This is a genomic window from Rhizobium sp. BK112, from assembly GCF_014193215.1.
Lineage (GTDB): Bacteria > Pseudomonadota > Alphaproteobacteria > Rhizobiales > Rhizobiaceae > Rhizobium > Rhizobium anhuiense.
This window is the reverse complement of the sequence record NZ_JACHYZ010000001.1, coordinates 80130-100343: the sequence shown is the minus strand read 5'-3', so window position 1 is coordinate 100343 and position 20214 is coordinate 80130. Positions and strand designations below refer to the sequence as shown.

20 protein-coding genes are annotated in these 20214 nt (G+C 60.5%); 9 read left to right on the top strand and 11 right to left on the bottom strand.

From position 1 onward, the window contains the following. Positions 1–17 precede the first annotated feature (17 nt). Genes FHT75_RS00435 through FHT75_RS00420 form a run of 4 tightly spaced genes read right to left on the bottom strand, consistent with a single transcriptional unit; the run spans position 18 to position 3934 of the window. On the bottom strand, positions 18–761 hold the full coding sequence (locus FHT75_RS00435) for an ABC transporter ATP-binding protein (protein WP_025554932.1): 744 nt from the start codon (positions 759–761) through the stop codon (positions 18–20). Then, on the bottom strand, positions 761–1636 hold the full coding sequence (locus FHT75_RS00430) for an ABC transporter ATP-binding protein (protein WP_025554934.1): 876 nt from the start codon (positions 1634–1636) through the stop codon (positions 761–763). The genes FHT75_RS00435 and FHT75_RS00430 overlap by 1 nt, the downstream gene beginning before the upstream one ends. Beyond that, positions 1636–3027, bottom strand: a complete 1392-nt coding sequence (gene livM, locus FHT75_RS00425) for a high-affinity branched-chain amino acid ABC transporter permease LivM (RefSeq protein ID WP_025570336.1) — start codon at positions 3025–3027, stop codon at positions 1636–1638. Before livM ends, FHT75_RS00430 begins: the two co-directional genes overlap by 1 nt. 4 nt (positions 3028–3031) lie before the next feature. After that, positions 3032–3934 (bottom strand): branched-chain amino acid ABC transporter permease, encoded by a 903-nt coding sequence (locus FHT75_RS00420; protein ID WP_025554735.1) that lies wholly within the window; start codon positions 3932–3934, stop codon positions 3032–3034. A gap of 549 nt (positions 3935–4483) precedes the next feature. On the opposite strand from FHT75_RS00420, the gene cysQ reads away from it, so the two are divergent. The 3 genes from cysQ (at position 4484) to FHT75_RS00405 (ending at position 8135) form a co-directional block, all read left to right on the top strand. Continuing rightward, a complete protein-coding gene (cysQ, locus tag FHT75_RS00415) occupies positions 4484–5281 on the top strand; it encodes a 3'(2'),5'-bisphosphate nucleotidase CysQ (RefSeq protein ID WP_025554733.1) in 798 nt (265 codons plus the stop codon). Positions 5282–5923: 642 nt separating this feature from the next. Further along, on the top strand, positions 5924–6649 hold the full coding sequence (locus FHT75_RS00410) for a sugar transferase (RefSeq protein ID WP_025554731.1): 726 nt from the start codon (positions 5924–5926) through the stop codon (positions 6647–6649). A 1210-nt stretch (positions 6650–7859) separates the two neighbouring features. Beyond that, positions 7860–8135 carry a DUF1153 domain-containing protein gene (locus FHT75_RS00405; RefSeq protein ID WP_007533628.1) on the top strand — a complete coding sequence of 92 codons (276 nt, stop codon included), beginning with the start codon at positions 7860–7862 and terminating at the stop codon, positions 8133–8135. A gap of 23 nt (positions 8136–8158) precedes the next feature. On the opposite strand, the gene FHT75_RS00400 is transcribed toward FHT75_RS00405, so the two are convergent. Beyond that, positions 8159–8626 carry a paraquat-inducible protein A gene (locus FHT75_RS00400; RefSeq protein WP_025602724.1) on the bottom strand — a complete coding sequence of 156 codons (468 nt, stop codon included), beginning with the start codon at positions 8624–8626 and terminating at the stop codon, positions 8159–8161. A 132-nt stretch (positions 8627–8758) separates the two neighbouring features. Here FHT75_RS00400 and FHT75_RS00395 point away from each other — a divergent pair, with 132 nt between their 5' ends. After that, positions 8759–9037 carry a GNAT family N-acetyltransferase gene (locus tag FHT75_RS00395; RefSeq protein ID WP_025602725.1) on the top strand — a complete coding sequence of 93 codons (279 nt, stop codon included), beginning with the start codon at positions 8759–8761 and terminating at the stop codon, positions 9035–9037. Between the two features lie 202 nt (positions 9038–9239). On the opposite strand, the gene FHT75_RS00390 is transcribed toward FHT75_RS00395, so the two are convergent. Continuing rightward, entirely contained in the window at positions 9240–9590 is a 351-nt protein-coding gene (locus FHT75_RS00390) for a hypothetical protein (RefSeq protein ID WP_003542353.1), read from the bottom strand. A gap of 436 nt (positions 9591–10026) precedes the next feature. On the opposite strand from FHT75_RS00390, the gene ctrA reads away from it, so the two are divergent. Next, positions 10027–10728 carry a response regulator transcription factor CtrA gene (ctrA, locus tag FHT75_RS00385; RefSeq protein ID WP_003542362.1) on the top strand — a complete coding sequence of 234 codons (702 nt, stop codon included), beginning with the start codon at positions 10027–10029 and terminating at the stop codon, positions 10726–10728. A gap of 225 nt (positions 10729–10953) precedes the next feature. Here ctrA and FHT75_RS00380 read toward each other — a convergent pair whose 3' ends face one another. Next, on the bottom strand, positions 10954–11316 hold the full coding sequence (locus tag FHT75_RS00380) for a response regulator (RefSeq protein ID WP_010069020.1): 363 nt from the start codon (positions 11314–11316) through the stop codon (positions 10954–10956). Positions 11317–11437: 121 nt separating this feature from the next. Next, entirely contained in the window at positions 11438–12085 is a 648-nt protein-coding gene (gene chpT / locus FHT75_RS00375; protein WP_025554576.1) for a histidine phosphotransferase ChpT, read from the bottom strand. A 194-nt stretch (positions 12086–12279) separates the two neighbouring features. Between chpT and FHT75_RS00370 the strand changes: the two genes are divergently transcribed. Next, a complete protein-coding gene (locus tag FHT75_RS00370; protein ID WP_025554577.1) occupies positions 12280–12867 on the top strand; it encodes a DUF1134 domain-containing protein in 588 nt (195 codons plus the stop codon). Positions 12868–12983: 116 nt separating this feature from the next. Then, complete coding sequence (locus tag FHT75_RS00365) at positions 12984–14150, top strand: hypothetical protein (RefSeq protein WP_025554579.1); 1167 nt, start codon at positions 12984–12986, stop codon at positions 14148–14150. A 46-nt stretch (positions 14151–14196) separates the two neighbouring features. Here the strand turns inward: FHT75_RS00365 and FHT75_RS00360 are convergent, their stop codons facing one another. After that, positions 14197–15021 (bottom strand): TrmH family RNA methyltransferase, encoded by an 825-nt coding sequence (locus FHT75_RS00360; RefSeq protein ID WP_025554580.1) that lies wholly within the window; start codon positions 15019–15021, stop codon positions 14197–14199. Between the two features lie 7 nt (positions 15022–15028). Further along, complete coding sequence (locus FHT75_RS00355; protein ID WP_025554582.1) at positions 15029–15415, bottom strand: hypothetical protein; 387 nt, start codon at positions 15413–15415, stop codon at positions 15029–15031. Positions 15416–15458: 43 nt separating this feature from the next. Between FHT75_RS00355 and FHT75_RS00350 the strand changes: the two genes are divergently transcribed. Then, positions 15459–16484 carry an RluA family pseudouridine synthase gene (locus FHT75_RS00350; protein ID WP_025554583.1) on the top strand — a complete coding sequence of 342 codons (1026 nt, stop codon included), beginning with the start codon at positions 15459–15461 and terminating at the stop codon, positions 16482–16484. 178 nt (positions 16485–16662) lie between these two features. After that, on the top strand, positions 16663–17571 hold the full coding sequence (rpoH, locus tag FHT75_RS00345) for an RNA polymerase sigma factor RpoH (RefSeq protein ID WP_018243318.1): 909 nt from the start codon (positions 16663–16665) through the stop codon (positions 17569–17571). A gap of 122 nt (positions 17572–17693) precedes the next feature. On the opposite strand, the gene FHT75_RS00340 is transcribed toward rpoH, so the two are convergent. Further along, positions 17694–20189 (bottom strand): hypothetical protein, encoded by a 2496-nt coding sequence (locus FHT75_RS00340; protein ID WP_097623321.1) that lies wholly within the window; start codon positions 20187–20189, stop codon positions 17694–17696. Positions 20190–20214 lie beyond the last annotated feature (25 nt).

Below are 20214 nucleotides of genomic sequence, written 5' to 3'. Positions count from 1 at the left end.
CAAACTCTCCTTTCGACCTAGTGTCTTCCGCCTTCGAGATAGGCAGCGCGGACCTCGGGATTGGCGAGAAGCTCCTTGCCGGAGCCGCTCATCGTCACCTTGCCGTTCACCATCACGTAGGCGCGGTGCGACAGCCTGAGGGCGGCGAAGGCGTTCTGCTCGACGAGGAAAACGGTCAACCCCTCTGCCTCGTTGAGCTTCTTGATCGCCTCGAAAATGCCTTTGACGATCAGCGGCGCAAGACCGAGCGAGGGTTCGTCGAGAAGAAGCAGCTTCGGGCGCGCCATCAGGGCGCGGCCGATCGACAGCATCTGCTGCTCACCGCCCGAAAGCGTTCCGCCGCGCTGGGCATGGCGTTCCTTGAGGCGCGGGAAGAGCGTGAAGATCTTCTCGACGTCCTCGGCGAAGTATTTGAGATTGTCGAGGCCGGCGCCCATCTGGAGGTTTTCCAGAACCGTCATGCGCGGAAAGATACGGCGGCCTTCCGGTGACTGCGCGATGCGCAGGCGGGCGATTTCATGAGTTGGCATGCGAGTGATTTCGCGGCCCTCGAAGACGACCGAACCGGTGCGGGCCTGCGGGCTGCCGCAGATCGTCATCATCAGCGTCGATTTGCCGGCGCCATTGGCGCCGATCAGGCTGACGATCTCGCCTTTGTTGACGTGAACATCGATGCCGGCCAGTGCACGGATATTGCCATAATAGGTTTCGACGCCATTCACCTGAAGGAGCGGTTGACCCGTCATTACTTCATCGCCCATCAGTTTGCGCCTCCTTCGAGCTGCTCGACGGTCGCGATCACCTCTTCCACTTCTTCATCCTCGACACCGAGATAGGCCGCGATGACCTTCGGATCGTGCTTCACGTGATCCGGCGTGCCATCGGAAATCTTCTGGCCGTATTCGAGAACGACGACGTGGTCGGAAATTTCCATGACCACCGACATGTCATGCTCGATCAGCAAGATCGACGTTCCGGTTTCAGCACGGATATTCTGCAGCAACGCGTTGAGCGTTGCCGATTCCCGCGGGTTCAGGCCTGCAGCCGGTTCGTCCAGGCAAAGCAGCTCCGGGTCGGTGCACATGGCGCGAGCGATTTCCAGACGCCGCTGGGCGCCATAAGGCAAATCGCCGGCAGGGTCGTCAGCGCGGTCGATCAGGTCGGCCTTCTCGAGCCAGAAGCGGGCAAGCTCGATCGCTCCGGCCGCTTCCCGCTTATAGGGACCGACGCCGATAAGGCCGAGGATGGTATAACCCGATGCCTTCATCAGCTTGTTGTGCTGGGCAACGAGCAGGTTTTCTAGAACAGTCAGACCGGAGAACAACCGGATGTTCTGGAAAGTACGCGCCACCCTGGCTTCCTTGGTGATGCGAAAGTCCGGCAGACGCTCCAGCAGGTACTGCTTGCCGCTCTTCTGGTTGAGCGTGATCATGCCCATCGTCGGCTTGTAGAAGCCGGTGATGCAGTTGAAGACCGTGGTCTTGCCGGCACCGTTCGGCCCGATCAGCGCAGTAATATCGCCGCGCTTGGCTTCGAAGGAGAAGTCGTTGATGGCCATCAGGCCGCCGAACTTCATCGACAGGTGTTCAACTTTGAGAAGCGTATCGCTCGACATTGTATTGATAACGGGGCTCATCAACCGTGGCCCTCCTTGATGAAGCTTCCGGATATTGCCCTGCGCTCTTTGAGGAAGGCAGTCGGTTCACGTGAGCCGACGAAACCGCGCGGCTTGAACAGCATGACGACGACCATGGCGAGACCGAAGAGCAGCATGCGGTAAAGTTCCGGCGTGAAGTCGGGCCCGAAGACCGCTTTCAGGAAGTCCATTTCGCGCAGCGCCTCGGTGCCGCCGACCATGACGATCGCGGCGATCGCGATGCCGGTCAACGACCCCATGCCGCCAAGAACGACGATGGCGAGGATGACGGCCGATTCCAGAAAGACGAAGGATTCCGGCGAGACGAAGCCCTGGCGGGCTGCGAAGAACGAGCCGGCGAACCCGCCGAACATGGCGCCCGTCGCAAAGGCGGTGAGCTTGGTCGTCACCGTGTTGATGCCGAGCGAACGGCAGGCGATCTCGTCTTCGCGCAACGCTTCCCAGGCACGCCCGATTGGCATGCGGCGCAGCCGGATGGTGACGTAGGCCGTCAGCATGCAGAGCGCCAGGATAAGATAGAAGAGGAAGATCTTGTAATAGGCAGACGACATCGGCAGGTGGAAGAGCTTGGCAAAGCCGCCGGCCGTCGCATCGAAGGGAATACCAAAGAGTGTCGCCTTCGGAATGCTCGAGATACCGAAAGTGCCCTTGGTCACGTCAGTCCAGTTGATGAGCACGAGGCGGATGATTTCACCGAAGGCAAGCGTCACGATGGCGAGGTAGTCGCCGCGCAGGCGCAGCACCGGGAAGCCGAGGATGACGCCCCAGAGGGCTGCGAAGATGCCGGAAAGCGGCAGCAAGACCCAGAAGGAAAAGCCGAAATAGCTCGACAGCAATGCATAGGAATAGGCGCCAACCGCGTAGAAGGCGACATAACCGAGATCGAGCAGGCCGGCCAGGCCAACGACGATGTTGAGTCCCCAGGCAAGCATCACGTAGATCAGGATCTGGATACCGAAATTATCGACCCATTTCAGCGAGCCCTGAGCGCCGACCAACGCCACGATCACCACGGGATAGAGCAGCAGTGCTATCAGCGAGATCTTCAGGAAATGCCGACGGAAGAAGCCCTTCTCGGTCGAGATGTCGAGCTCGCCCTCGCGCGCCTTCGAGAGCTTGCGACGGTCGATATTCGGTTTGATGAAAACGACCATGGCGAAGCGGCCGATCGCGGCAACGGCGACGAAGATTGCAAGCAATCCCCAGCGCTGGACGATGATCAGCTCGTTGTTGATATTCTGGTCGGTCTTGAGGCCGACATAGAGAACGAACATGCCGAACGACAGGACAGCGGCGAAAAGGGCTTCGGTAAGGCCTTTGCGGACAAGTCCGGCATCGGGCTTGCCTGCAGAATTCTCAATGTTTGCCATGACGTTATACCTTCTCGACTTCCGGCCGCCCCAGGATACCCGTCGGCTTGAAGATCAGTACGAAAGCGAGGATGGCGAAGGTCGCGACATCCTTGTACGCGATGGTGAAGTAGGCCGACCACAGCGATTCGATGAGGCCGATCATCAGCCCGCCGAGAACGGCGCCCGGCAGCGACCCGATGCCGCCGAGAACGGCTGCGGTAAATGCCTTCACACCCGGCGTGAAGCCGTCGGCGAACGAAGCGACGCCATAATACATCAGATACATCGTGCCGGCGACAGCAGCCAGCGCCGCCCCCATCACAAAGGTGATCGAGATCGTCTGATCGACATTGACGCCGAGCAATGCGGCCATCTTGCGATCCTGTTCGGTGGCGCGCTGGGCACGGCCGAGTGAAGTATGATTGACGATATACCAGAAGATCGTCAGCAACACCGCCGTGATCGCGATGATGATGATCTGCTTCAGCGATATCGAGATGTTGCCGAACTGGTAGACCGAGCTCACCATCGGCGGGATCGGCTTGTTACGCGGACCCTGCGTCACCTGGATGAAGTTGGACAGCGTGATCGACATGCCGATTGCCGTGATCAGCGGCGCCAGGCGGAAAGACCCGCGCAAGGGACGGTATGCGACGCGCTCGATCGTCCAATTCCATAAACTCGTCATCAGCATCGCGACGACAAGCATCGCCAGCAGCAGAATTGCCACCGGGAGACCTGCGAAGATGGATGTGAGGACGAGAAAGACGATAAGAGCGGCGAAACCACCGAGCATGAAGATGTCGCCATGGGCGAAATTGATCATGCCGATAATGCCATAAACCATCGTATAGCCGATAGCCACAAGGCCATAGATGGATCCGAGCGTCAGCCCATTGAAGAGCTGCTGGACGAAATACTCCATATGTCGTTTTCCCCTGGATGCGAGCGGAAGACACTGCATCTCTTTTTGGTTCTTTGGTTCCCCGTTTCAGGGAACCTCATAGGCCGAATGCATACCGGTTTCGTTGGAAATGTGAAGACAAAAAGGATTTATTCCGACAGATTCTTGTCAGAACAGGGCTAAATGGTTCGTTTTGAACCAAAATCCACATAAAAACGGCATGGAGCGGCGGATTTTTAGCCAGAAATCGCCGCGCGGTTAAAAGTTCGGCAATGTTGCCACCGATTTCTTGCGCCGTCTGCTGTGCAAGCTATTCCACAAAATTGGAAGATGACGCAAATTCAGACCTCAGGCCGGGCGCTTTTCCGAATGCCATTTCATGAGCGACCGACCACCATCTCCTCTGACAGGACTGGGAACTTATGGTAGCATCACTGCCTTACGTGTAAGGGTGCGAAGCGCAACGGGAAACACCATATCAATCTTTGATAGGTATATGGTGTGACAGGGATGGTTTGCGGACGAGCGACAGTGGGGTGCTCGGCTCGCATGGCGAACGGCAAAAGGACAATGCTGAGGACATTTGAAAAGGCGGCGCTCGAAGCCGGCAGGGCCATCATGACGGTCCTGCGCGAAGGTTTCCCCGTCGCCATGAAGGCGGATGCAAGTCCGGTCACGGTCGCCGACGAGGAGGCCGAACGCATCATCCTTACTCATCTCGCCAGAGATTATCCCGAGATACCCGTGGTGGCGGAAGAATCGGTCGCTGCCGGCAAGGTGCCCGACATCAGCGGCCGAGGCTTCTTCCTGGTCGACCCTCTCGACGGCACGCGTGAATTCGTCGAAGGACGGCAGGAATTCACCGTCAACATCGCCTATATCGAGAACGGCGCCCCGGTGGCCGGCATCGTCTATGCGCCGGCGCTCGGGCTTGCCTTCTCCGGAGAGTGCGGCCACGCCGAGAGGCTCGTCGTCGCCGACGATTTCACCGTTAGCGCACGCAGTGCAATCACGGTGCGCGAACAGCCGGACGACAGGCTGGCGCTTGCAAGCCTTCGCCACAACAGCCCGGAGACCGGAAGCTTCCTCGCCGACCACGCGATCTTTAAATGTACCAATATCGGCTCCTCGCTGAAGTTCTGCCTGCTGGCCGAAGGGAAGGCCGACGTCTATCCGCGCTTCACCCGCACGATGGAGTGGGACACCGCGGCCGGCGATGCGGTGCTGCGTGCTGCCGGCGGCTCGACGGTGACACTGGACGGAACATTGCTGACCTACGGCAAGACGGGAAAGGCCGCCGATTTCGACTTCGCCAACCCGAACTTCATCTCCTGGGGCGGCAGGAAACGCGTCCTCGAACCGGCGTGACCATCCTTAGAAATCGCTGAATACCGGCAGGCGGCGCGATTCTTCTGCATCGTAACCATGAGTTCAGACCTGTCGCGACAATCCGCGGCCGGCCTCTGGCGCGCGCCAACTGAGCAAGCCGTCCCTCCTGGAAGCGTGGCCGCGATCCCGTTTCCAACCGTGAAGTGATTCGCGTTATCGGGCCTTATCAAGCGAGTCTGGGGACGAATTCGTTGCTTTGCATCGTTTCAAGACGCTGCCCGCCATCAATCCCGCCTTGATTTTGTCACATTTCGACACGGCTTCGGCAGTGATCGATATCCTCATCACAAAAATTTCGCCTCGTGTTCCGTTAACAAATACGCTTAAGAGACCTGGGTCACGTGTCGAAACGACGCGCCGCCGGCCCCCTGCGAACCCCTGCCAAGGGCCTAGAAACTTTGACAAAATTCCAATTATTAACGAAATATCATGAGCTTGCCTCAACTTAACGCAATTGCGAAAGATTTGCTGCGATGCGATATTTCTCTGGACACCATTACACAATTGTCGCATTTTTCCGTTTTAGTAGGGTTACCAAGACCTGAGTGCAGCCCTGGTGACAGGGTTAACCATTGATCGCCTATTGCCGCCGCGCCCCTCGAAGACAACAGAGTACGATCCTTGAGCATCACGGAACTAAACAACAGCATTTCGACAGAGTCCTTCCGGCCGAGCCGCCACCAGCAGCCGAGCCTGAAGATCCAGACCCCTGTTATCCATAGCGATGCGCCCCAAGCGCCGCTGGTGGATCTGGTCCTGAAGCGGGCGTTCGACATTGTTTCGTCGTTGAGCGCCCTCCTCGTCCTCGCGCCTTTCCTCCTGTTCGTCGCCCTGCTGATCAAGCTCGACAGCCCGGGGCCGGTGCTCTTCAAGCAGACCCGCTGGGGCAAGAACTGCAAGGCCATCAAGGTCTACAAGTTCCGCTCCATGCGCACCGATCTCTGCGATGTCTCCGGCATTGCCCAGACGGTGAAGAACGATCCACGCATCACCCGTATCGGCGCCATTCTGCGCCGCACGAATATCGATGAGTTGCCGCAGCTGCTGAACGTGCTGCTGGGCGATATGTCGGTCGTCGGTCCGCGTTGCCATGCAATCGGGATGCGCGCCGGCGGCATGCTCTACGAAGAGCTCGTACCGGAATACCATCAGCGCCACGCGATGCGTCCTGGGATGACCGGCCTTGCCCAGATGCGCGGCCTGCGCGGCCCGACCGACCGTCCGGCCAAAGCACGCGCCCGCATCGTCAGCGATCTCTATTACGTCGGAAATTTTTCGATCTGGATGGATATGCGCATCATTGCTGGAACCGTCGTGTCGGAGCTGACCGGCGGAAAGGGCTTCTAAGCTTCCCCGCTTTTAAGCTTTTCAGCCCAGACATCTGCTGCCTTACACAGATCGCCCAAAACTGCGTAGCGGTTTTGGGCGATCTGCATAGGACAAAGACCCAAAGCGCGGTGCAACGCGCTTTATGAGCACCCGGTACTGGAATGCCGTGGCAACCGCCTGTCTGCAGCTGACCGAATCGAGCTTGCGGATCGCGCTCTTCAGATAACCCCGCCACCGTATACGACGAGAGATCGAGAACGACCGCGATCTCGTCGTTGCTCGGGCGGCTGCGTATGACAGCGCCGCGAGCCTAGAAGCTCCATGCGCCCATACAGCAGCACCATCGCCCATTCCTGTGTGAGGAGTGGGACAGCCACCTGAAAAGGTGAAGATGTATCGTTTCAGGTCAATGACGGGTGGCGGAAAGGCGACGGTGTTCTTCACCTCAAGCATCGGAAAGAGCGTGTTGAGACGGCGGTTTTCCCGATTGGCGGCACTGCCCGCAAACGCCCCCTCCTCGCAGAAGATCGGCATTATCGTCGTTTCATCTCGTTCACCAGTTTGCTGCAATGGAAGAGATCGGCAACCCCGTAAAAACCGACAAGGCTTTGCGGCAAGGTGCTGATCAACCGGTTTCCGGTGAAGGCGGTAGGGTCTCTCCGCCGGAAAGCCGAGAACAGATGGAAGTCGAAGCCCGCAAGCTTCGCCACCCCGCCAAGCCGTTCCTTGCCGTCGCTCAGCGAAACCCGCCGCCATCGGCCTCAGAAGGCGAAAATGCCGCATCCACAGCGCAGTCGTCGGCTGCGCGCTCACGTCTTGTCATCTTCATATCCTCGTATGGCCGGCTTCGGATCGGCCCCGCTGCCCGGCAGCAGGAAGCTCACGCCTGAGGATCGGCAAAGACGGCTTCTGCCCCCGCATCCAAAGGATCGAAGTTCAAAAAGCACGAACAGTACCGATACAGCGGAAAGAAGGGAGACGAGGGGTCTCGCCCTCATTCCTATGTTGCCGCGCTGATAAGATCATCCAGGGAAATTGGGGTGATATTTATCCGGCATGCCTCCCATGCAGGCGCTGCAAATTGACGTAACGGCAGGCGGCCGCCGCCAATCACCGACCAGGGCGGGGCGTCTAAATTTGTTATCAAAGTCTTACGATGGGTTTAGGCAATTTTTAAATGTGGCAGGCTAGAGTGGGCTTCGTGGTCTTGCGTTGTGTAGAGAGTCCAATGACCGAAATGATACGTCCCCGAGTAAAATATGTCATCGGCCCCGATGGCAGCCCCCTGACGATCGCGGATCTCCCGCCGCCCAATACGCGGCGCTGGGTGATTCGCCGTAAGGCAGAGGTTGTCGCGGCTGTCCGCGGTGGCTTGTTGAGCTTGGAAGAGGCCTGCGAGCGTTACACGCTCACAGTCGAAGAATTCCTCTCCTGGCAATCGTCGATCAACAGTCACGGTCTCGCCGGCCTGCGCACCACGCGCATCCAGCAATATCGTCACTGATCAATCCCCAGCATCGACGACATTTATTTCGGGCCGGACGCATCTCCCATGAGGGAATGAAGAAGGCCCGAAATCATTGACGAGGCCGCGTAGCACCAGAGACCGGGCTGCGTGAAAGCATCCGCCAGCCCCGTCGTCTTCGCCGCCGCAATGACGATCGCAACCAGCAGCACGTCCATCATCGACCACTTGGACAGATGCGGTACGACTCGACGATAGAACAGACTGCCGGCCCCGCCGCCGGCGGCCGTTGCCTCTGCAGCGATCCCGATCATCTTCAGAAGCGGCAGCAGAATCGAAACCAGTGCGACGATCGCCGCCAGCAGCCCATCCCCGCCTTGCCACAACGACACGACGACTTCGATGAGCGACGGCGTCCTGTCGAAAAAATACAGCGTCTCGAAACGGACCAGCGGCAAAACCAGGCCGAGTGCCAGGAAGAACGGCGCCGCCACGAGAAGGACCGGACGGATCATCGAAAGTGCACTCATTGCCCTGAGCCTCGTATCGATCCGATATTTTGCATGAACACTCCGTCTCCGTCCCTATTCCTTCCACGGCTTGGCACGACCGCGCCGCCGTGTCACGGTCCGCTACGACAATATTCGCTGCGAGGAAAGACAATGGACATTCGAAATGAGGAAGGCGCCTCCGGCGGCCGTTATGCGGCCGAGGTCGAAGGGCATGAGGCTGAGATGACCTATTCACGCACATCGCCGACGCTCGTCATCATCGATCACACCGCCGTTCCCGATGCGCTGCGCGGCAAGGGTGTCGGCCAGGCCTTGGCGCTCCATGCTGTGGAAGCAGCCCGTACCGGCGGCTGGAAGATCATTCCGCTTTGCCCCTTCTTCAAGGCGCAGGCGCAACGCCATCCGGAATGGAAGGATGTCGTGAATTGAAGCGTGCTCCCAAAACCGTGCAACGGTTTTGGGAGCACGACGTCCATAAGGCAAATCCTCGCCGTCGGTGACGAATCTCGTCGCCGGTGGGAGTGACACCGTCAGGCAAACACCAAAAGCCATGTATGACGGACAGCGTGCCCATCATACATGGCTTCTCAGTGGCGATCTCAGGGCGCCGAAGCCGGCGCCCGCCGTTTTCTTACGCCCTTGCGCGGGCGCCGCCGTCACGCTCTTCCAGCGCCGTCGCCCTTGCATATTCCGCCTGCATCTCCTCGAGCGCCATTTCCAGCGTCTCTTCCTGCATCTTCAGTTCCTTGATCGAAACCTGCAGGTTATCGGCCCGCTGACGCGCGGCCTTGGCGAAGGTCGGATAAGCAAAGTGATTCGGGTCGGAAATACCGGACTTCTTTTCCTCGACGACGATCTGGCTCTCCAGATCCTTCGTCATCCGTTCGAATTCGGACATCATCATCTGCAACTGCTGCAATTGACGTCGTTTTTCGTTCACCTGAAATTCCTTCAGGCGAACGAGACTCTCTCGCGACTTCATACGCATTACTCCCGTGATGCGAGACCCCGGCTCAACTTGAAACCGCCCTGCGCGCCGCTTTGACACGGTTTGCTAAAAAATTTCCTGCGATATTAACAAATACCTACCGCTGGTAACCTTTCGTTTACGGGCATCGTTAATGATAGGCCCGATGATTTAAGGGTCGGTAAATGCCGAGGCATGAAGTTCGAACCTTTTCATTGGCGAGTCGGATGAATCACTTAGCGCCTTTTCCTAATGTAAAAGTTGAGGAGAGCCTTTTTGAGATTCCTATTGGAAAACAGAGAAATGGAAAAATTATTTAATAAATTCGATACTCCTTGCCAGAGTGAATTAGAATTTGTTAACCATTTCGTGGCAGCTTCCAAATCACGTAGCGTGTTCGGTATCGTGTAGGGGGCCAGACCACCTTTCGGCGGCGGTAAAGGGGATAATTATGCGGGTACTTCTCATCGAGGATGACAGCGCTACGGCGCAGAGCATCGAGTTGATGCTGAAATCAGAAAGTTTTAATGTTTATACCACCGATCTCGGTGAAGAAGGCGTCGATCTGGGCAAGCTGTATGATTATGACATCATCCTTCTCGATCTGAACCTGCCCGACATGTCCGGATATGAAGTGCTCCGCACGCTCCGGCTGTCCAAGGTCAAGACACCGATCCTCATTCTGTCGGGCATGGCCGGCATCGAAGACAAGGTTCGCGGCCTCGGCTTCGGCGCCGACGACTACATGACTAAGCCGTTCCACAAGGACGAGCTCGTCGCCCGCATCCACGCTATCGTCCGCCGCTCCAAGGGTCACGCCCAGTCGGTCATCATGACCGGCGAGTTGATCGTCAACCTCGACGCCAAAACTGTCGAAGTCGGTGGCCAGCGCGTCCACCTGACCGGCAAGGAATACCAGATGCTGGAGCTGCTTTCGCTCCGCAAGGGCACCACCCTCACCAAGGAAATGTTCCTGAACCACCTTTACGGCGGCATGGACGAACCGGAACTGAAGATCATCGACGTCTTCATCTGCAAGCTGCGCAAGAAGCTCGCCAACGCTGCCGGCGGCGCCAACTACATCGAGACCGTCTGGGGCCGTGGTTACGTTCTTCGCGAGCCGGATGGGGCCGAATACGCCGAAACCGCCTGATTTTCCGATCCCCCTTATCGGATAAACGAAGATCCCGCCTTTCCGGCGGGATTTTTCGTTTCTGCCGGCAACAACAAGCCGCCGTGACGGAGAGGATTTCAGGCTGGATCGGCCTGAAATTCCCTGTCTTTCGGTCAAAAAAATAGAGCGTTGCGGCGGCCGAACGCGCTTGCACTTTCGGCATTATGCTCCAAGGTCGCCGATTGGGCGGGATGAGATCTGCCGTCAGGCGGCGATCGCGCGGTTTCCGAAGACGGCGGTCAGGATCTTGCGATCGAACGGCTTCAGCAGGAAGTCGGTGGCGCCAGCCCGTTTGCCAGCCATCAGCTTCTTCAGATCCGCCTCGACGACGCAGTAATAGATCTTGACCTCTTTGCCGCCGTCCATGGCGCGGATGGCGGCGATGAGGTCGAGAGCGCCTTCCATGCCGGAATCGACGATCAGATATTCCGGCAGCTCCGCTTGGCAGCGCTGCAGCGCCTCGCCGGCATTGGAGGCCTCGCTGACGAGAAAGTCGAGTTCGGAGAGAATGCGCTTGCCGACCTTGCGGACGATGTCCGAATTATCGGTGATCATGAATCTCTGCATGGCGACTCCTTTACCCCTGCATCTGTCCTTGCAAAGGCCTCTAAACAGCAGCCAAGCATAGGTCGATCAGGCTAAGGAATCGTTACCGCGCGAACACCGATACTCGTTTTACGCGCAAAAATCAGGCGGCCGCAGCCACCGCGGTGAACACCAGTTCTTCGGCGCTGGCGCTGTGATCGAGCATCATTCCGCACTCCTGCGCCAGAAGAACGGTATAATAGGGCTGGATCGAATGGGCGTCGATCGCCTCCTCGATCGTGCCGGTCGATATCTCGACGAATTTCGGCGGCAAGCGCATCAGCTTGCCTTTGGCCGTGAGCGTGAACCTGGCATCGAATTCGGGATTTTCGAGCGTTACCTCAAGCACGCCGCCGCGCGGAATGGCCGAATAGGCAACGAGGAAGAGGTTGAGCAGCAGCTTGACGCGATTCTTGGCGACGATGGCGCGCGGTCCGTTCCAGATCACCTCGGTCTTCTTCTCGGCGATGGCGAAATCCTTGGCGGCGCGCTCGGCCTCGCCAGTGTCGATCGAGGCGCCGACAGAGCCCGACGCGCCGAAGGCGAGGCGTGCGAATTTCAGGCGGACGGAAGCGTTGAGCGCACTGGTGCGGATCAGGTCCATCGCATCGGAATCGGCGCCACCCTCATCCAGGAGTTCCAGCCCGTTATTGATCGCGCCGACGGGCGAGATGACATCGTGGCAAACGCGGCTGCAGAGAAGCGCGGCCAGATCCGGGCCGGACAGGGTGAGATTGGGGTTCTTGGACATCATCGTCTCCTGAGGGGCGGCAATTTCATCGCGCCCGGAATATGCTTCATCAAAATTGCGCGAAGTTTGCGATCGTACTCGATGCCATAATGACACCATATTTGGTAAACCGATTGTTAAGATCATCGGCGCAAAATGCACCAATCGCCGCGAGCGGTTGCCCGCTCTCAGCCAAACGACGAACGGATGACACCATGCGCCCTCAAATTCCGCACCGATTCATCGGCTTCTGCAGGTTGCTTTCGGCCCTCGTCTTCTCCTCGCTGATGGTTGCCGGGCCGGCCGCCGCCCAGGACAACGGCCAGTACACGATGCAGGAAATCGTCGATGCCGGCCACTCCTTCTTCGGCTCCGCCAGCGGCGGGCTTGCCAAAGTGGTCGAGAGCGCCTTCCAGAAATACGGCCTGCCGAACGGCTATATCCTCGGACAGGAAGGCGGCGGCGCCTTCATCGCCGGTCTGACCTACGGCGAAGGCCAGCTGAATACCAAGAATGCCGGCGAACATAATCTCTACTGGCAAGGCCCCTCGCTCGGCCTCGATTACGGCGGCCAAGGCTCGCGGGTGATGATGCTGGTCTACGACCTGCCCTCCATCAACGGCATCTATGCCCGCTTCGGCGGCGTCAGCGGCTCGGCCTATGTGATCGCCGGCTTCGGCATGACGCTGCTCAAGAACAACGACGTGCTGGTCGTGCCGATCCGCACCGGTGTCGGCGCCCGCCTGGGTGTCAATGTCGGCTATCTCAAGATCACCCAGGCGCCAACCTGGAACCCCTTCTGAGGCCGCCAAGCCGCTGGAATCCGCGGCCGCCCGCACCGGCGGCCTTGCCATGCGCATCATGCGCGCTTAATCATCGCGGCTGACCCCGTATCAACCTTCTTACCGATGGCCGCGCCGTGATCGAATATGCTCTCTTGTTCGGATTGGGCTTCCTGACCGCGGCGTTCCTCGTCTTTCTGGTCTCGCCCGCCGTTCATCGCCGCATCGTCTGGTATACCGAGAACCGGCTGAAGGCGACCATGCCGCTGAGCCCGCAGGAAGTTCGCGCCCAGAAGGATATGGTCCGCGCGCTCTATGCCGCCGAGAACGCCCGCACCACCCAGGACCTTCTGCGTGAGCGCGAGAAATCCCTGTCGCTCCAGCTTCGCCATGATGCACTCGCCGTCGACGCCGGCAGGCTTGCCGCCGAGATCGGCGAATTGCAGGCCCAGATCGGCGAGATGCATGTCGAAGCGGCCGAGCAACGCTCGCATCTGCGCAAGGACGAGAACTATATCAGCCAGTTGAAGACCAATTTGCATATTGCCGAGCAGTCCGCTGCCAATAAGGAAAGCGAACTGGCGACGATGAGGACGCGACTGAGCAAGCTCGGTGAACAGGCCGATGGGCTGAGGATCGACCTGGCCGCGCGCGACACCGAGGCGGAGAGCCTGAAATTCCGCGCCAACGCGCTGCGTGACGAACGCGATACCTTACGCCAGGACGTGACTCTCTTGCAGAAGCGCGCCAGGGACGCCGAACAGAAACTGACGCAGCAGCAGCATATGGTGATCCGCCTGGAAGACAAGGCCGCGCGCGAGAGCGCTTCCGCCGCCGAAAAGGAAACCCTGGTCGCCCGCCGCTTGCAGGAGATTGCCAAGTTGAAGGAACAGTTGAAGGCCGCCAATGCCGAGATCCGCAAGGTCAACCGGGTGCTGCGCGACGCCGGCCTTGCCGGGATGGCCGCCGAGCTGCCGGCGGAAGTGACGGCCGAAGACACGACAGTATCCGCGCTCGACACCGCCGACGTCATCGCCGAGATCGGCGAGGATGTCCGCACACGCAGCGCCGCCCTTGCCGAGCGCCTGCAGAAGGCAAAGGCGGTATCCGGGCGCGATGGCGCGATCCGCGAGGAGATCGCCTCGATCGCCGCCAACATGGTGGCGCTGACCGCCCTCAACGAAGGTCCCTCCTCGCCGATCCGTACCTTGCTGGCGGATACCGCGGAAAAGAACCCAAACGATCGCATCAGCCTTGCCGACAGGGCGGCCGCAATCATCGCCGATCCCGAGCGCGTCCGATAGGGCGCGCGGCGGCGCGCCATCATGCCGATCTGCCAGATAACCCCGGTTAGATCCGCGCCATCGCGGAAGCCATGGAAAACAGCGCGATCCCCGTCGCCGTCGCAGCGTTGAGGCTATCGAGGTCCTCCGACTGTGGAATGCGGGCGCTCTGGAAACGCGCAAGCAGCGCCTCGGGCAAGCCCTCCCCTTCCGTGCCGACGACCAGCGCCATGCGCGCTGAAGCCGGAATGGCGCGTATATCGGTCTTGCCGTGCGGCGAAAGCGTCCAGATGGCAAAGCCCCGTTCGGCAAGCGCCAGGAGCACATCCAGCGCCTTGCCGCCGCGCCGATGTGGAACGCTCAGCACCGAACCGACCGAAACACGCAACGCCTTGCGGTAAAGCGGATCACAGGAAGTTTCGTCGAGCAGCACCGCATCCGCCCGGAAGGCGGCCGCATTGCGGAACATCGAGCCGGCATTGTCGTGATTGGAAATGCCGCAGCCGACCAGCACCAGCGCCCGTTCCGGCAGCGCCGCGAGAAGGGCACCCTCTCCGCCATCCTCCCGCCGGCCGAGCGCGAGAACGCCGCGATGCAGATGGAAGCCAACGACGCCGTTAAGCACATCGGCCTCGGCGACATAGACTGGCACATCGGCCGGAAACCGCTCCAGGATGGGCAGCACGCCCTCGACGCGATTGCGCAGCAGCAGAATCTTTTCGGCGAAAAAGCCGCGGTCTCCCGCATGCGCCTCGGCAAGCATGCGCAGCACGACGGTGCCCTCGGCGATGAAGCGGTTCTCGCGACCCGTCAGGTCGCGCTCTCTTATGTCGCGGAATTCGGCGAGGCGCGGATCGTCGGCGCTGTCGATGGCGATCGGGACGGCGGCCATGCCGACCTCAATTGCCCGCGACGGTGACGTCGGCGACGGTACGGCCGGTCCTGAGGTCGAAGACCAGGGCCTTGTTCTTGCCCTCGACGGTTTCGCCGTAAAACAGGATCTGCCCGGCAGACAACGAGGTCGACTGCACCTTGAAGCCGAGCGGCAGAGAAACGGTCGCGGCAAGCGGCGCATCCGAGGGCACGCCGGAGGCGGCAACGGTTGCTGCCGTCTCCTTCGGATCGTCGCGCATCGTCTTGTAGACAACGGCACCGAAGACCGCCATAAGGCTCACGAACATGATGGCGCCGGAAACGATCTGCAGGCGGACCATCTTGCGCCGGACACTTTCCATCGCCGGATCAAGGGGCTTCTCTTCCTGGTCGTCTGGCTCGATTGCTGTCATCTGTGCGTCCCGTTCTAAAAAAATACGTCGGAGAAGAAGCGTCTTGAGCGACCCCTTTAAACAAGCAGCCGGCAATAGAAAAGTCCTGACTGCCGATGAAACCGCCGAAGGCCGGCTCGACGCCTGGCTGACGGCGCAGGTTGGCGAGGAATTTTCACGCAGCCGCATCAAGGCGCTGATCAAGGACGGCCAGGTTTTTCTGCGCGGAGAACCCGTCACCGACCCGCAGCGCAAGGTGCGCACCGGCGATAGTTTCGAGATCACGCTGCCCGAGCCGGAAGACCCGACGCCGCAGGGCGAGGACATCCCGCTCGTTATCCTCCATGAGGACGACGACGTCATCGTCATCTCCAAGCCTTCCGGTCTCGTCGTCCATCCCGGTCCCGGCAATTGGACAGGAACGCTGGTCAACGCACTGATCCACCATTGCGGCGATACGCTCTCCGGCATCGGCGGCGTGCGCCGCCCCGGCATCGTCCACCGTCTCGACAAGGACACGACAGGGGTCATGGTCGTCGCCAAGAACGACATCGCCCATCGCCACCTCTCGCTTCAATTTGCCGACCACGGCCGCACCATGCCGCTGGAGCGGGCCTACCAGGCAGTCGTCTGGGGCCGGCCGCGCTCGCTGACGGGCACCGTCGACGCGCCGCTCGGCCGCGCCACCGGCGATCGCACGCGCCGCGCCGTCAAGCGCCCCGACAGTCATGACGCCGACGAGGCGATCACGCACTACACGGTGGTCGAACGCTTCCACGAAAAGCCGGACGCCACCGCGTTCGCCTCGCTGGTCGAGTGCCACCTCGAAACCGGGCGCACCCACCAGATCCGTGTCCACATGGCCCATATCGGCCATCCGCTGCTCGGCGACACGGTTTACGGCGCCGGCTTCAAGACCAAGGTCAATCTTCTGCCCGAAGAGATCCGTAAGGTCGTCAACGGTTTCGACCGCCAGGCGCTGCATGCCTTCATGCTGCAGTTCGAGCATCCCCGCACCGGCGAAATCATGCATTTCGAAGTGCCGCTGCCGGATGATATGGTGGAATTGGTCGAGGCACTGCGGCGATAGAGACCCCTCTTCCAACTCACACCTGCGTGAGCGGCACCCTTGAACCGCCGTTTCGCCACACTTATCTGTATATGGATTTAGTGCGGGCTCACAGTAGAGCCGCACGTCCCGGTTTGCCTTTTTTAACGCGAGAACGCGTTTCCATCGGGAGCCGGAATTCACTTTAGGAGGGTGCACTATGGCCCGAAATACCTTGCCGTCCATTACCGCCGGCGAAGCCGGTCTCAATCGTTACCTCGACGAAATCCGCAAATTCCCGATGCTCGAGCCGCAGCAGGAATACATGCTCGCCAAGCGTTATGCCGAGCATGGCGATCGCGACGCCGCCCACAAGCTGGTCACCAGCCATCTTCGCCTCGTCGCGAAGATCGCGATGGGTTATCGCGGCTACGGCCTGCCGATCGGCGAAGTCGTCTCCGAGGGCAATGTCGGCCTGATGCAGGCCGTCAAGAAGTTCGATGCCGAGCGCGGCTTCCGCCTCGCCACCTACGCCATGTGGTGGATCAAGGCCTCGATCCAGGAATATATCCTGCGCTCGTGGTCGCTGGTAAAGATGGGCACGACCGCCAACCAGAAACGCCTGTTTTTCAACCTGCGTCGGCTGAAAGGCCGCATCCAGGCGATCGACGACGGCGACCTGAAGCCGGAGCACGTCTCGGAAATCGCCACCAAGCTGAACGTCTCGGAGGAGGAGGTCATTTCGATGAACCGCCGCCTTTCCGGCGACGCTTCGCTGAACGCGCCGATCAAGGCTGCCGAAGGTGATAGCGGCCAATGGCAGGATTGGCTGGTGGACGACCATGACAGCCAGGAAGACGTGCTGATCGAACAGGATGAGCTCGACACCCGGCGGCGCATGCTGGCAAAAGCGATGAGCGTGCTGAACGAGCGCGAACGCCGCATCTTCGAGGCTCGCCGCCTCGCCGAGGATCCGGTGACCCTGGAAGACCTTTCGACCGAATTCGACATCAGCCGCGAACGCGTCCGCCAGATCGAGGTCCGCGCCTTCGAAAAGGTGCAGGATGCGGTCCGCAAGGAAGCGCTGGAACGCGCCAAGGCCGTCCGCGTCGTCGAAGCCACGGCATAAACCTGCCGCGTGATAGAATTGAAGAAGGCGGGTCCTTGCGGCCCGCCTTTTCTGTTTCATTCGCTTTTCGCAGCCTCGTCAGCCGCCAAAGTCCGATAAAGTTGGCATTGCGGAAAAAACCATCACTGGCTCGTCGACACATCCCCGAGGGCGGTCCATTCCTTGATCGCGGTGTTGAAGGCGTTCGTTCCGGTGTCGCCCTTTTCCATCGTCAGCAGCGCGCGGCGGCCGTTGCGATAGGTGATCGGCATATCGATCCAACTACGGGTCGCCATCAGGTCGAGATTGGCCTTGCGCGCATCGGGATAGTCGTTGAGCGCGATCATGTGGAAATCGTCGGTGATTTTGGCCGGAACCGCAATCAGCGCGTCACCACGGTCCTGCTCCGTGCGCTTCATCGAGATGCGCTGGACGCTGTCGATGCTGCCGCCTTCGAAATTCGGCGGCACCGAGAAGACCACCTCGACGAGATGGCTTGCCGGCAGCGACGGATCGGAATTGCGCTTGAAGGTGATGAGAGCCGAGAGATTGCGCTCGGGCACGCTGACATTGCCCTGCACCGTCGCCTCCTGCCGTCCGCCCTGACCGGCCTCGTGCTGCACACTCCAGACGACCGATCCCTCGATTGCCGTCGGCGAGCTCTGGCCGATGCGCTCCTCATAGAGGAACATCTTTTGCGACGAACCAACGGGCGCGGTCTGCTGCGGCGATGCCGCCGGACCGTTCGGCGTCAGCGTTTCGGCGGGTGCCGCATCGCCCTGTGCGCTGGCAGCCGGCGTATCGGCTGCCGCGACGTTCTGCTCGGCGACCGATTTTCCTTCTGCCGTCGGCGTTCCCGGCACCGTGGCCGGTCCGCTGTCGACCTCTGTCCCATCGGTCAGCAGCCGCTGAGTGAATTTCGAATTGGCCGGGGCGCCGTCATTGTTCATTGACGCCACCTGCGGGTTCGGGTTCGGCTGCGGCGGTGCCACTGGCGTATTCTGCGCTCCTGGCGTGGTCGGCTGAGCAGGCGTCGCTGGCTCAGGCTGGGCAGGCGTCGCGGAGCCAGCCGGCGGTGTTGCCGCCTCGTTCCGGGTCGCCTGCGACGGTGCCGAACTGACAAGCCCGTCGACCATCGCCACCAGCGCCTCTCTGTTCATCCAGCCGGCATAGGCGCCGCCACCGATCAGGATGAGGGCGAAGAGGAGCGTGATCACGGTGCCGAGGCCGAAGCGACGGCGCTTCGGCTCCATCCGGAAATTCTTGCCCTGCAGCTTGGACGCAACAATCTGATCGATATCCATCGCCGGATTGGAGTCATCGTCGTCAGCGGCGACCGAACCGCGACGGTCGTAGCCGCGCAGCGCCTTCGCCTCGCGCCAGTCCTCGCTCGGCGCGGCGCTGGCAGGCGCCGGCTTGCCGTTGTGCACTTCTGCGAAGATATCGACATCGTCGAAATGCGAAGCGACCGGCGTCTTCTTATTGCTGCCGGCCTCGATCGGCGGCAGATCGTCGAAAGCGGCCGTCTCCCAGGAGAAACTTTCCTTGGCAGCCGGCATGACGGCGGCGGGGGCCGCATTTTCGAGGCTCGATATCACCTCCTCGAAGGCGCGCGCCGAAGCATCCGCGGTGATCGGCGCCGTCTGCGAATATTGCCTGAGTTCCTCTTCCGCCCATTCGGTCTCCGCATCTTTGGGCGCCGGAGCCGGCGTCTCGGCGGCGGGCTCGGCCCAGACGGGATCGAAATGCGCCACGGCGTCGGCCTGCAGCGGCTCCTCGCGGCTGTGCTCGACGAACTCCTGCGGGCGATCGAAATCGGCGACCGGCTCAACCAGCCGGTTCGACGCGTGATCTATGCCACGCGTGACCGGCTGAAGCGGCTCGGCGGGCTCGTAAGCCTCCTCGACTTCCGGCTCGTCAGCCTCCACCGCCACCGGTTCCGCCGCAACCTCTTCGGCTTCCGCAGGATGCTGCTCGTCCGCATGATAGTCGCCGGCCTGTTCGTCGTGATCCCCGACGGGCGGCTCCCAGCCGTCATGTTCGGCCGGCACATCCTCGGCAGCGACGTCGCGCGCCTCGCTGGCATGCCATTCCTCGGCCGGCGCTTCCTCCTCATGCGAGGGATGCCAGTATGTCTCGGCGGAAGCAGGAGCTTCCGCGGGAACAGGAGTTTCCGCGGGAACGGATGCTTCCGCGGAAAGGGGTTCCTCGGCAGCGACCTCTTCCTCAGCTTCCTCGGGCGAGGCAGCTTCCACGTGACCGGGCTCGTCGGCGGCCTCGGCCGCTTGCGGCTCGGCATAGGCTTCGTCAACCGGCTCCTCGACATCAGTCTCCGGCACAGGCGCCGGTTCGCTTTCGTCGTGAAGCGCTTGTTCTTCTGCGGAATCCAGCGCGGTGGCGGCGGCAACAGGCTCGTCGAGCGACAGCGCCTCGGAGTGTTCACCTTCCACTTCGCGGATGGCGGCCTCGAGCTTTTCGAGCTGGCGTTGCAGCATGGCTTCCGGCGGACGCGGCTTCATGTTCTCGAGCTGCCGCTGCACTGCGCCGCGGGCACGTTCGTAGACCTTCACCCGCATTTCGGGGGTATTTTCAGCCAAGCCGTCGACGGCCCGCCGAATAACTGCAATAAAATCCGCCATCAGTACTTTCTCAAGAAGTCCGGTA